This is a genomic window from uncultured Mailhella sp., assembly GCF_944324615.1.
Taxonomy (GTDB): Bacteria; Desulfobacterota; Desulfovibrionia; order Desulfovibrionales; family Desulfovibrionaceae; genus Mailhella.
Genome location: NZ_CALUWY010000031.1, coordinates 1 through 13077, shown reverse-complemented (window position 1 = coordinate 13077; position 13077 = coordinate 1). Strand labels below are relative to the sequence as shown.

The 13077-nt window shown below is 46.3% G+C and carries 13 protein-coding genes; all 13 read left to right on the top strand.

What is annotated here, in order from left to right:
* Nucleotides 1-4: 4 nt before the first annotated feature.
* From Q0K07_RS07985 to rfbD, 13 genes are read left to right on the top strand one after another with little or no spacing between them, the layout of a single operon-like run.
* Nucleotides 5-415, top strand: coding sequence for an FdtA/QdtA family cupin domain-containing protein (locus Q0K07_RS07985; RefSeq protein ID WP_294558319.1), 411 nt, complete (start codon nucleotides 5-7; stop codon nucleotides 413-415).
* Nucleotides 406-2004 carry an HAD-IIIC family phosphatase gene (locus Q0K07_RS07980; protein ID WP_294558318.1) on the top strand — a complete coding sequence of 533 codons (1599 nt, stop codon included), beginning with the start codon at nucleotides 406-408 and terminating at the stop codon, nucleotides 2002-2004. Before Q0K07_RS07985 ends, Q0K07_RS07980 begins: the two co-directional genes overlap by 10 nt.
* Nucleotides 1997-2215, top strand: a complete 219-nt coding sequence (locus Q0K07_RS07975) for an acyl carrier protein (RefSeq protein WP_294558317.1) — start codon at nucleotides 1997-1999, stop codon at nucleotides 2213-2215. Before Q0K07_RS07980 ends, Q0K07_RS07975 begins: the two co-directional genes overlap by 8 nt.
* Nucleotides 2215-3195, top strand: a complete 981-nt coding sequence (locus Q0K07_RS07970; RefSeq protein ID WP_294558316.1) for a GNAT family N-acetyltransferase — start codon at nucleotides 2215-2217, stop codon at nucleotides 3193-3195. The genes Q0K07_RS07975 and Q0K07_RS07970 overlap by 1 nt, the downstream gene beginning before the upstream one ends.
* A 1-nt stretch (nucleotide 3196) precedes the next feature.
* A complete protein-coding gene (locus Q0K07_RS07965) occupies nucleotides 3197-5908 on the top strand; it encodes a CDP-glycerol glycerophosphotransferase family protein (protein ID WP_294558315.1) in 2712 nt (903 codons plus the stop codon).
* 7 nt (nucleotides 5909-5915) lie between these two features.
* Nucleotides 5916-6617 carry a 2-C-methyl-D-erythritol 4-phosphate cytidylyltransferase gene (locus tag Q0K07_RS07960; protein WP_294558314.1) on the top strand — a complete coding sequence of 234 codons (702 nt, stop codon included), beginning with the start codon at nucleotides 5916-5918 and terminating at the stop codon, nucleotides 6615-6617.
* Nucleotides 6618-6621: 4 nt separating this feature from the next.
* Nucleotides 6622-7689, top strand: coding sequence for an NAD(P)-dependent oxidoreductase (locus Q0K07_RS07955; protein WP_294558313.1), 1068 nt, complete (start codon nucleotides 6622-6624; stop codon nucleotides 7687-7689).
* Nucleotides 7673-8362: an L-ribulose-5-phosphate 4-epimerase gene (locus Q0K07_RS07950; RefSeq protein WP_294558311.1), complete on the top strand. Its 690-nt coding sequence runs from the start codon at nucleotides 7673-7675 to the stop codon at nucleotides 8360-8362. Before Q0K07_RS07955 ends, Q0K07_RS07950 begins: the two co-directional genes overlap by 17 nt.
* 25 nt (nucleotides 8363-8387) lie before the next feature.
* The gene (locus Q0K07_RS07945) at nucleotides 8388-9461 is read left to right on the top strand and encodes an acyltransferase family protein (RefSeq protein WP_294558309.1); all 1074 of its coding nucleotides are present in this window, start codon (nucleotides 8388-8390) and stop codon (nucleotides 9459-9461) included.
* 3 nt (nucleotides 9462-9464) lie between these two features.
* Nucleotides 9465-10559 carry a DegT/DnrJ/EryC1/StrS aminotransferase family protein gene (locus tag Q0K07_RS07940; RefSeq protein ID WP_294558307.1) on the top strand — a complete coding sequence of 365 codons (1095 nt, stop codon included), beginning with the start codon at nucleotides 9465-9467 and terminating at the stop codon, nucleotides 10557-10559.
* A gap of 15 nt (nucleotides 10560-10574) precedes the next feature.
* The gene (locus Q0K07_RS07935) at nucleotides 10575-11525 is read left to right on the top strand and encodes a glycosyltransferase family 2 protein (RefSeq protein WP_294558305.1); all 951 of its coding nucleotides are present in this window, start codon (nucleotides 10575-10577) and stop codon (nucleotides 11523-11525) included.
* Between the two features lie 7 nt (nucleotides 11526-11532).
* A complete protein-coding gene (rfbC, locus tag Q0K07_RS07930; protein ID WP_294558303.1) occupies nucleotides 11533-12081 on the top strand; it encodes a dTDP-4-dehydrorhamnose 3,5-epimerase in 549 nt (182 codons plus the stop codon).
* Entirely contained in the window at nucleotides 12072-12911 is an 840-nt protein-coding gene (rfbD, locus tag Q0K07_RS07925) for a dTDP-4-dehydrorhamnose reductase (protein ID WP_294558302.1), read from the top strand. Before rfbC ends, rfbD begins: the two co-directional genes overlap by 10 nt.
* Nucleotides 12912-13077 lie beyond the last annotated feature (166 nt).

Below are 13077 nucleotides of genomic sequence, written 5' to 3'. Positions count from 1 at the left end.
GGATATGAAGCCCAGGGCAGAAATCGTTCAGTTTCCCGTACACGGTGACAGCCGCGGATCCCTCATCGCGCTTGAGTGCGGAGGCGACATCCCCTTCGAGGTGCGCCGTGTCTATTACATCTACGGTACGCGCAGCGACATGCCGCGCGGTTTTCATGCGCACAAGCATCTGAAGCAGATGCTCATCGCCGTTTCCGGTTCCGTGACGGTATCGTGCGAATTCGGTGCGACGAAGGAAAGGTTCCTTCTCGATTCCCCCAGCAGGGGGCTGCTGCTCGAAGGGCTTATCTGGCGGGAAATGCACGATTTTTCTCCCGATTGCGTGCTTATGGTCTTTGCCAGCGAGCATTACCGGGAAGAAGACTATATCCGGGATTACCAGGTGTTTAAACAGGAGAATTTGTCATGGATATGAAATATATTGATCTGCAAAAATATCTTTTTGATCATGTTCCTTTTCGTTCTGAGCTTATTAAAATAGAGAATGACTGTAATCAGATATATTCCATAAAGGTGTTCAGAAATCATTCCTTTGAACTGGTATCAAGCGTCATACATGCGTATTTGAAATATGCAGGTATGAACATTGAATTTCATTACAGTGATTATGACGATTCTTTTTCCTTTTTTGATTTTTCCGATACTGAAGACGCCGTCCTGCTCTGGATGGACTTGAGCCGTTATGCTGTGGACGATGTGGAATCATTTGTTGCAGATCGGGTCAAGGACATAAAAAACAGGACCAGCAAGCCGGTTCTGGTGGTCACGACCGGCAGGCGTATCTCTCTGGGAAAAGACATATTCAGCTTTGATCTGGATTCTCTTGAACAGGAGATCGGGGAGGGTTTTTTTGATTTAAAACGGGAGGGGCTTACCGGGACAAAGCTCAGCAACAAGGCCTGTCTTGCCGCAGCCAGGGAGCTGGGAACAAAGTATCTTCCGGCGCTTTTCCGACCCGCCCTCAAGGCGATAGTCGTCGATCTGGATAATACGCTTTATAAGGGTGTGCTTGGTGAAGACGGTATTGAGGGCATAGAACTCACCTCTGCCCATGCGGCATTGCAGAAGAAACTGACAGAACTTGCCGCTCAGGGATTTTTTATCTGCGTCGTGTCGAAAAACGACCAGTCGGACGTGGAAAAGATGTTTGATCTGCGTTCCGATTTTCCTCTGCAAAAGTCCGCGTTGACGTTCATCATTGCGTCGTGGCAGGCCAAGTCGAAAAGTATTCTCGATATTGCAGCAAGGCTGAATATCGGCACTGATTCCATACTGTTCATCGATGACAACATGGGTGAGCTTTCCGAGGTGTCCTCTCGTATTCCCGACATACATCTGCTTCATGCACAGGACGACGCCTCTGCGACGCTCCGCGCCCTTTCGTGTTTTCCCGGACTGCTCAAGGTTTTTCAGAACAGGGAGGATACACTTCGCCAGTCCGACGTTCAGGCCAACGAGCAGCGCAGAAAACTTCAGGAGAATCTTTCCCACGAGGAATATCTCAGAAATCTGGGAATGGAACTTCGTATTCTGCTGGACGATGAGGCAGGCAAAGCGCGTATCGCGGAACTTTCCAATAAGACCAATCAGTTCATTTTTACCTATCGCCGCTACACGCTTGCGCAGGTGGAAGCGCTCATCGCGGGGCGGAACAGCGTCATTGTGTCGTTGCATCTGCGGGACAAGCTTTCCGACAGCGGCATGATAGGGGCGCTGGTTCTCGTGCGTGAAGGTGATACTGCCGTTCTTGATGAAATGTATATTTCCTGCCGAGCTCTGGGCCGGGGCATTGACGACATCATTATTTTTGAGGCCATAAGCGACGGCCTGAAAAAACTTTCCGTAAACAAGCTCCGGGTGAACTTTGTCAGGGGCGAAAGAAACCGTCCTGCCGAGATGTTCTATCAGCAGTATCTCAGCGGCTATGCCGTGCCGGCGGTGTTTGAGCCACGTCCGCAGAGCGATCTTGTAAACATTATTCATGAAGGAGAAAGCAATGAATAAAAGCGAACAGGTGTACGGCCTTCTTTCCGATATTCTTGGAAAAGATGTCGATTATCTCAAGGCTCATGCCTCTGTTACCGGCCTCTGGGATTCTTTGAAGCGCGTTGAGATCGTATTTACGCTTGAAGAGCAGTTTGATGTCATGCTCGATCCTGAAGAAGTGGCAAAGCTCAATACCATTGATGACATCATGGAATTATTGGAAAAGTAATGAAAAAGAAAATATTTGTTTCCGGTTATGCCTACAGGCTGCGTCCTGTTACCGTAGGGGACGCTCAGTTTATTATCGATACTCGCCTTGAAGATGCCGAACGCAACAGGTTTATCCACAGGATATCTTCCGATGTTTCCCGGCAGGTGGAGTGGCTGGAAGCAAATATGGAGAGGGAAGACGATTATTATTTCGTCGTGGAAAACCTCATCACCGGTGAACCGGAAGGGCTCATCGGCATCTATGACATAAAGGACGGCGTTGCGGAATGGGGCCGGTGGGTCATCCGCAAGTCTTCCTTTGCCGCCGTGGAGAGTGTGGATCTCATTTATCAGGCGGCGTTCGAGCACCTCGGGCTTGAAGAGCTGTACTGCCGGACACTGTGCCTCAATACCGCTGTCGTATCGTTTCATGAGTCCATCGGTCAGAAGAACGGTGGTATCATCAGAGATTGCTTTACCATCGACGGCAGGAAATATGATGCCGTGAAGCATTATGTCGACAGACAGTATTATTACGACACGATTCAGGAAACGCTTCAGTCCAAGGCACAGCGTATTTTCGAACGCAATATGAAAATGGCCGTAGGAGAATTCTCCTTCCATCATATAGGCGTCGCTACAAAGAGCATGGCCCGTGAGCTGAGTGCCTTCCGTATGCTGGGCTACAAAAAAGAAGACGCTTTTTTTGAAGACGAACATCAGGGCATAGGCGGTCAGTTTCTTGTGGCCAAAAATCAGCCTCGCCTTGAACTGCTGGTCAACCTGCCCGGCTCGGAAACGCTTTCTCCCATTCTTGCCCAGGGCGGAAAGCTCTATCATTTCGGCTATCAGGTGAAGAACTTTGATGCTGCATTATCGATTTTTTTGAATAATTCTTCGAAGTTGTTGCGCCAGCCGATGCTGTCCACATATTTCAAGAAGCGTATCTGTTTTTTGATGCTCCGCAATCTTTTTATCATTGAACTTATCGAGATGTAGTATGGCCAGAATATTAGTTTCGTTTTTTAATTTTGCCCGTGATGATAAAGATTTCAATATCATGCCACCATTTTATGAATCCTTTGTTAATGGATTGAAAAGTGCTGGTAATGATGTTTTATGTTTTTTTCATAAGACATTTACAAGGAAGTTTGCGGAAAGTATTCCTGAAGAATATAAAAATAGAATAACAGATTTTAACCCTGATTTATGTATATTTTTCAATAACAGCTTTTGGAATATAGCTGATATTGTTGAATGTCCAATAGTTATTTATGACGTTGATTCTGTTAATACTTTTTGTCATAAAGATTATATTATCAGAAATAATGATAGATTTAAATTTGTTACTATTCAGAACTCAGGTGTTGAGCAGATAGAAAATATTTTAAATATTTCAAAGCATAATATTTGTTATATACCACCATTTACAGAAATCAGAAGTTCAAGTGATATTCTTCCCTCAAAGAATATTATATTTGTGGGTACAAATTTTGCATGGAAAGGCGTACCAAGTGCTGTCAAGCTTCTGCATAATAATCCGACAAATGAAGAACGTCTTGTTGCGGCTGAAGTATTAAAGGAGTTTGAAAAATATCCTTATGTGACACTTGAGTATTTGTATACTAAAAAAGATGAATATTATCAAAATCAAATTTCATGTAATGATATAAATCGTCTTGCATTTGAAGTGAGCGGCTTGAAAAGACTTCAGGCACTTTCTGCAATTGCGGATCTTGGACTTGAAATCAGAGGAAAATATTTTGATGTTGATGAAGTTATGAAATATTTTCCTGAAGTTGCACTTTCCTATAATAATACAGTAGGATATTCATTAAAATATAATCAGGATCTTTATAACAATTTTTATATAGGATTTAATACAAACCATATTCAGGCTATGTCTGGTTTTTCATGGCGCGTATGTGACATTATGGCGTCAAACGCCTGTCTTGTATCCGAGTTTAAAGAAGATCTGAAAATACTTTTCCCCAAGGTCAATATTCCTACCTTTACAACTTCTTACGAAGCCAGAGAGCAGTGCAAACGGATACTGTCTTCCGAATATCTTCGTGCGGATATTGTGGGTGCTGCTCATGAAGCCATCGAGAGCAGCTTCAGATTCAAGCATGTTCTGGAACGACTGGAGGACTTTCTTTCTTGTTCCCTGCATGGGGAAAGTGGTCATGAAGGGACTCTGACAATTTTTTCCGATGAACAGAACACTCATCAGAAAAAAGCGAAACAAGAAGAGAGAAAAAATGCATATAAAAGTAACCATATAAAATGTAAAAAAATAAAATTTTTAGGAATACCTCTTCAGTTCTATAAGAGAACAATTAATAATAATCTTGATTTTTACTATCTTTCATTTTTACCACTTTTTAGTGTGAGGCGTAAACCTAATAAAACATATTATAATATCGTATATTTTGAAAAAATAAAAAATCATTTTCTTAAATATTGGTATAAAAATAATACATTAAATATTATATCTTCTTATATAAGAAGGCCATTCAATCTTTTTTTTGCAAAAAAGAAGCTTAGAGATAAAGGAAAAATTAATGTATGTATTTTTTCTGATAGAATAAGCTGTTGGGCTTTTGATTATCTTTATAAATTATTTGAATCAAATAGTATGTTTAATACAGTTATTGTTGTTGCTCCTTTTATGTCTCAGGGAAAAGAAGCAATGATTTCTTTTGTCGAGCAGACATATGAAAGACTTAAATCCAAAGGGTATAATGTAATAAAGGGTTATGATAAATATACAGATACTTTTATTGACTTAAAAAAACAAGTTAATCCTGATATATTAATATATAATATGTACTGGAAGCCTCATTTTCATGAGAATTTTTATATTAAAAAATTTAAAAATAAGCTGAACTTTCTTTGTGAGTATGCCTTTTCTACTGTTGCTCATAAGGAGGCGAAGAATTTTGAAATAAACAATACCGTTGTTGGATACTTTGAGCCTACAAAACTTCATTTGGAGGAAGACAGGCTCTGGATGGATAATAAGGGCGCCAATGTTATTGTTACCGGTTCTCCGAAGCTGGATCCCTTTTTTGATGAAGATTATCGGCCTGCCGATGTTTGGAAGGCGCAGGATACACGCAAGAAACGTATTATCTGGGCGCCGCATCATTCGGATAATTTCCCCAAAAATCTTTATCAGTTCAATGCATTTTTTGAACTGCATTCCTTTATGCTGGAAATTGCCGACACCTATTCCGACCGGGTTCAGTTTGCCTTTAAACCTCACCCCATGCTTAAGGCCAAACTTGATGTACGCTGGGGGAAGGTCATAGCAGACAGATACTATGAGCAATGGAGAAGCAGAGAAAACACGCAGCTGGAACAGGGAGAATTTATCGATTTGTTCCTTGGTTCAGATGCCATGATCTTTGATGGAAGCTCTTTTTTGGCAGAGTATACTGCGACCAAAAAACCTTCTCTTTTTACGGTTGGTGGCTCTTCAAGACTTATGCTTAATAATTTTGGAAAACTTAATTTTGAAGTTATTTATAAGACAGAATCAGATGTGAAAGAAGAAATTGTGAAGTTTATTGAAGAAGTTGTTATTGGAGAAAAAGACATATATAAAGAAAAACGTGAAAAATTTGTAGATATGTATATTCGTCCTTCTGGTAATAAATTGGCATCGGAAAATATTTATAATGCGATAGTTGACTATCTCACCAAGTAGGAAAAGCATGAACATCGCTCTTATCATTGCTGGTGGCAAAGGCGTCCGCATGGGAAATATTATTCCCAAGCAGTTTATCATGGTCAACGATAAGCCGGTGATAGCTTATACGCTCGAAGTGTTCCAGCGTCATCCGTCCATTGATGTTATCGCTGTTGTCTGCATAGACGGCTGGGCTGATATCCTCATGAATTACGCGCAGCAGTATGGAATAACCAAGCTGCGCCATGTGGTTCCGGGGGGAAGCGTAGGTCAGGAATCCATCAGAAACGGCCTTGTGGAACTGCAGAAGCATTATGACGAGAATGATATTGTCCTTATTCATGATGCCATCCGTCCCATGGTTTCACAGGACATTATTTCCGACTGTATCGCTCAGACAGTGAAACACGGCAATGCCATCACCGTGATTCCCTGCCAGGAAGCAATGCTCCTGACCGATGATTCCGCCAGCTCCATTGCCGCATATCCGCGAGATCATCTCAAGCGTACACAGACGCCCCAGGGCTTCCGGCTCGGCCACATTCTGAAGGTTCATGCGAGAGCCCGCGAGATGGGGATCACCAACTCCGTGGCGAGCTGTACGCTTATGACGGAAGTGGGGGAGAGGGTTTATTTTTCCACCGGTTCCGAACGGAATATCAAACTGACGACGCCGGAGGATCTGGATATTTTCAAGAATTATCTTCGCGTCGAGAAAAGGGCATGACGTCATGAGGGAAGACTGGTTGAAAAGCGAGCTGGCCATGCTGCCGCTTCAGCCGGCGGTGCTGGAGGCGATCAGGAACAGGCGAATTCTGGTTACAGGTGCGACGGGACTGATCGGCTCCTATCTGATTCATGTTCTTATGTATCTGAATGAACGGTTCCATACCTGTGTTTCCGTGACGGCTCTGTGCCGGTCGGAATGCAAGGCCAGGGAGCTTTTCGGACAGTATATGGACGGCAACGGTCTTGCGGTATGTATCCACGACGTTACTGAACCATTCCGGGATGGGATAGACGCGGATTTCATTATTCATGCCGCGAGCCCGGCTGATCCGCGTTCTTTCTCCGTCATGCCTGTGGAGACCATGCTTTCCAATATTCTTGGAACAAGGAATTTGCTGGAAGCGGTGCGGCGCTGTGGGCATGGCCGCCTGTTGTATCTGTCCACAGGTGAAGTCTATGGAGAGCTGGAAGGGGTTTCCTGCAAGCAGGAGCATATGTCCGGCTATGTCGATCCTATGGATCCGCGTTCCTGTTATCCCTGCAGCAAGAGAGCGGGGGAAACACTTTGCAGCAGCTACGGAAGCGAGTTCGGCGTCGATAGCGTGGTGGCCCGACTTTGTTATGTGTTCGGTCCCACCATCACTTCAGCCAACTCCCGTGCTGATGCGCAGTTTCTCAGAAATGCCGCAGCCGGAGAGGACATTGTCATGAAAAGTGAAGGGCTGCAACGGCGTTCCTACTGCTATGTGGGGGATGCCGTGACGGCGCTGCTCTCCATCCTTGTTTTGGGAAAGAGCGGCGAAGCCTACAATGTGGCGTGTCCGGACTGCGTCGTCTCCATTCGTGAATATGCGGAAACTCTGGCGGACATCGCGGGGGTATCCCTTCGGTTCCAGCTTCCCGACTCCGTAGAAAAACAGGGATATTCCAGAATATCCCATGCGGTACTTTCCGCCGACAAACTGCTGGAGTTAGGATGGAAGTCTTGTTTTTCCCTGCGGGAAGGGCTTCTTCGCACTTATTGTTTCTATAAAAGCAGATTGGAAGATCAACATGTTGTCCGAGCTTAAAAAACGCGTTCATGCGGCCAATCTTGAGCTGGTTCATAACGGTCTCGTCATCTACACCTGGGGTAACGTCAGTGGATATGACAGGGAAAGCGGCCTTGTGGTCATCAAACCGAGCGGCGTTGCCTACGATGTCATGAAGCCTGAGGATATGGTAGTGGTGGATCTTGAAGGCCATGTCGTGGAGGGAAATCTCCGCCCGTCTTCCGATACGCCGACGCATCTTGAGCTTTACAAGGCCTTTCCCGAGCTTGGAGGGGTGGCGCATACGCACTCCACCTATGCCACGGCCTTTGCCCAGGCTCAGCGCAGTATTCCCGCCTTAGGTACTACTCATGCGGATTATTTTTACGGTGATATTCCGTGTTGCCGGGTGCTGACGCCGGAAGAAACGGCCGGTGAGTATGAAAAGAATACGGGGCGGAGCATTGTTGAAGGAATAAGCGGGCGTTCCCCTCTGGAAGTGCCGGGCGTTCTGGCTAGTTTTCACGGGCCGTTTTCGTGGGGAAGCACTCCTGAAAAGGCGGCGTATCATGCGACAGTGCTGGAAAAACTGGCGGAGCTTGCTTTTTTCACCCTGCAGCTCAGCGACAGCATACCGGTTTTTCCGCAGCATATGATGGATAAGCATTACCTGCGAAAGCACGGCAAGAATGCCTACTATGGCCAGAGATGATACATCATTGCTGGAGTAAATATACATGACTCGTTTTTTTGCTTTAGATATTTTTCGAATTATTATATGTGCTTCGGTTTTTTTATTTCATGCAGGCATTCATAAGATATTACCGCTTCCATCTCCCGTAGATTCTTTAGTGTCGGCAAATATTTTGACTGGCGCTATTTATATGGATGCATTTTTTATTTTATCTGGTTTTATATTGTTTATAATATATGGATACTCTTCAACTTTTAACTCTAAAAAAGATCTTTTTAATTTTTACAAAAAGAGATTACTTCGTATATATCCGCAATATATAATATATACTATTATAATAATAATATATGATAATTATTTTGATTTTTCTATTTTTATAACACAAATATTTACAATTCAAGGATTTTTTATTCAATTTTTTAATAAGATGGGAAACGGTGGAACGTGGTTTATTTCATGCATTGTATTTCTTTATATTGCTTTTCCTTTCTTATGTGTTTTTATAAAAAATAGCAAACATATAATATTTTATATTTTTATAATAAGTTTATTAATTTTTATACTAAATTTGATAGTTGTACAAAGTAAAATAAATACTTTTAGCTTATATATTAATCCATTGTATAGATGCTTACCATTTATTGCAGGAATGCTTATGGCGGAATATTGCTTAAAGAATGCTATTAATAAGTATGTTTCATTTTCTATAATAGGTCTATCATTTTTTATTTTTATTATTATATATATTCTATATAATAATAAATTTATATATGGTGTATATTTTTCAAACAAGTATACATTGTATTCATTCGTTGTGGTGCCAATATTATGTTTTATTATTTATGCACTATCCATATTTAAGGTTAAATCAAATACAAATTCATATATTATTAATATAATTAATATAATATCTAATTTGACATTTTCATTTTACATGTACCAAGGATTAGCATTACGTGTTTCTAAAGTGTTAATAGAAAAATATAATTCTCTTTATATAAATAATACAATATTGTTTTTTATAGTTAATTTACTATTTTCAATTGCTTCATATTTTGTTGTGGAAAAATTTTTAACCTCTCATTTGAAAAAATTGCTTATTAAGCAGGTAGGATAACCTATGTTTGTATCTTTTCTCGATCTTGCCAAAGTGAACAATCGTTTCCGTGCTGAAATAGACGAACGCATCAGGACCATTCTCGACAAGGGCTGGTACCTTCAGGGCGAACAGAACGAACAGTTCTGCAGGCACTTTGCCGAATACTGCGGCACGAAGTACGCCCTCGGCGTGGCCAACGGGCTGGACGCGCTCAATCTCATCATCAAGGCGCACGGCTTCGGGCCGGGCGATGAAATCATCGTGCCCGCCAACACCTACATCGCCACCATTCTGGCCATTTCCGAAAACGGCTGCACGCCCGTGCTGGTGGAACCCACGCTGGATACCTGCAACATCGACCCCGACAGGGTGGAGGAGGCCATCACGCCGCGCACCCGCGCCATCATGGTGGTGCATCTCTACGGTCAGGCCGTGCGCATGGAAAAGATATGGGCTCTGGCGGAAAAGTATCATCTCAAGGTGTTTGAAGACTGCGCCCAGGCGCACGGCGCCCTGTATCAGGGCAGAAAGGTGGGCAATCTGAGCGACGCGGGCGCGTTTTCCTTCTACCCGGGCAAGAACCTCGGCTGCATGGGCGACGGCGGCGGTATCACCACCAACGACAGGGAGCTTTTTGAAAAAATAAAGGCCATTGCCAACTACGGTTCCGACCGCAAGTACCATCATATCTACAAAGGCACGAACTCGCGCCTTGACGAGATCCAGGCCGCCGTGCTGGACGTGAAGCTGAAGCATCTCGACGCCGACAACGCCCGCCGCCGGGAAATCGCCGCATATTACCGCGCAAACATCACCAATCCTCTCATCACCCTGCCGCAGACCTATGATGAGGAAGCCGCGGTGTGGCATGTGTTCACCGTGCGTACGCAGGAGCGCGATAAGTTCCAGGGCTATCTTTCCGATAACGGCATCCAGACCATCATTCACTATCCTACGCCGCCGCATAAGCAGCTTGCCTATGAGGAATGGAAGGATCTGTCCTTCCCCATTACGGAGAGAATTCACCGCGAGATCATTTCTCTGCCCATGTCTCCGGTCATGACCGATGATGAAGTGAACTTTGTGGTGGATACGGTGAACGGCTGGCAGGGCTAAGAGAGGAGAAGCGTCATGGCAAATCCTCTGGTTTCCGTCATCATTCCTTCCTGGCGACATGAACGTTTCATCCGGGAGTGCATGGAGTCCATCATTAACCAGAGCTATTCCCCCATGGAACTGCTGGTTATTGACGACGCTTCGCCGGACGGGACACTTCAGGTAGCGGAAAGCCTTCGAGCTCAATGCGAGGAGCGTTTCGTTCGCACCGTGATGTTTTCCAAGGAAAAGGGGAATGCCGCGACCTCGTGCAATATGGGTATAAGCATGGCGCGCGGGAAGTATATCTATCTCATCGCTTCGGACGACGCGGCCGAACCCGACGCGATACGGCAACTTGTGGAGGTGCTGGAGTCCCGCTCCGGCCATGTCCTGGCCGTGGGCGACTCCGCCATCATGGACGATGCATCCCGCCGTACAGGCTGGGATGCCGAACAGAAAAGCGTCCCTCTGGACGAAGCCCCCTTCAAGACCTTCGGGGATTTTTACGGGTTGAACGTACCCGGCCGCAGGAGGGATGACTTCGGCAGTTATGCAACTCTTCTGGAAGGCAACTATATCCCCAATGGCTATCTGATGCGGACGGACGCCCTGCGTGCCACCGGGGGGTACGATACAACGGTACTTGTGGAAGACTGGTACATGAACCTTCAACTCGCCAAACTCGGCGGCATGACCTATCTCCCCAGAATACTGTTCCGCTACCGATGGCACGACGGTAACACCATTAAGACCTATGCGACGGAGGAAACCCGCAGAAAGATATGCCGGCAGATATACGACCGGGAAAAAATGTACTGCCGGGAGCACGGCTTTCTTGCCATGCTTCGGCGCAGGCATCCCGACAGTCTGCGCAACCGCTGGCACAGGCTGCGCCGCAGGGTGCTCAACGTCGTCAATCATGTGTTTTATCTGAATCTCACCAAACGCAAACTCAGTGTGTTCGGTCGGGAGTTCCGTTTCTGAGGTGGTTATGAAAGTCTTACGGACAGGACTTGACGGACTTTATATTCTTGAACCTCACGTTTTTGAAGACGCGCGCGGTTATTTTTTTGAAAGCTACAGCAAGGCGGCCTTTGAGGCGGCCGGGCTTTTCTACGACTTCGTGCAGGACAATCAGTCAAAGTCCTCCTACGGTACGGTGCGTGGTCTGCATTTTCAGAAGGGCGAACACGCCCAGGCCAAGCTGGTGCGCGTGCTGGAAGGGGTGGTGCTCGATGTGGCCGTGGACCTTCGCCGCGCCTCTCCCACCTACGGGCGGCATGTGGCTGTGGAGCTTTCAGGCGAAAATAAGCTCATGATGCTTATTCCGCGCGGCTTTGCCCACGGCTTTTCCGTGCTGAGCGAAACGGCGGTGTTCGCCTACAAGTGCGACAACCTCTATTGCAAGGAATCCGAAGGCGGCATCCGCTTCGACGACCCGACCCTTGCCATCGACTGGCGCATCGACATGACGAAGGCCCTCACTTCGGAAAAGGACAGGCAGCACCCGTACTTTTCGGAGTTTGAAACATGCTTCTAGTCACCGGTGCAAACGGTCAGCTCGGAAGCGAGCTGAAACTTCTTCTGGGCGAAGAGGCTGTGTATGTCGGGCACGGGGAACTCGACATTGCGGATGAAGAGGCGGTGAAGGCCTTTTTTGCCGTGCACCGCTTCGATTTCGTCATCAACTGCGCGGCCTACACGGCGGTGGACAAGGCCGAGGACGACGCAGAGGCGGCGGAGAAGGTGAACACGCTCGGCCCCCTGTACCTTGCGCGCTACGGCCGCCGCATCGTGCAGATTTCCACGGATTATGTGTTCGACGGCGCCTCCTGCCGCCCCTATAAGGAAGAGGATGCGCCGAACCCTGTTTCCGTGTACGGCAGAACCAAGCTTGCCGGAGAAAACGCCGTGCTCAGGGAGGCGGAAAGCGCCGTCGTCATCCGCACGGCCTGGCTTTATTCCTCCTTCGGGGCAAATTTCGTGAAGACCATGCTCCGCCTGGGCGCGGAACGCGAGAGCCTGAATGTGGTGTTCGATCAGGCGGGCACGCCGACCTATGCGGCGGATCTTGCCGCGGCCATCGTGGCCATGCTGCCGCAGATCAGGCCCGGCATGAAGGAAGTGTATCACTTCAGCAACGAGGGTGTGGCGAGCTGGTATGATTTTGCCGTGGACATCATGGAGAAGTCGAACCTTGCCTGTACCGTGCTCCCCATCGAAAGCACGGACTACCCCACCCGCGCCGTGCGTCCGGCCTACAGTGTGCTCAATAAGGGGAAAATCAAACGCGATTTCGGACTTTCCATCCCCCACTGGAGGGACGGACTTCGCAGATGCGTGAGGAAAATGCAGGACGAACAGGCCTGAACAGTCATGTTCCCTTCCGTATGCCAACACCGCATTCATGACCTTCAGTTACACAAAACCTTCAGGAAGACACTATGATATCCATTCTTGTCACCGGCGGAGCCGGATTCATCGGATCCAACTTTGTACCGTACTTCTGCGAAAAGTACCCGGATTATCACATCAT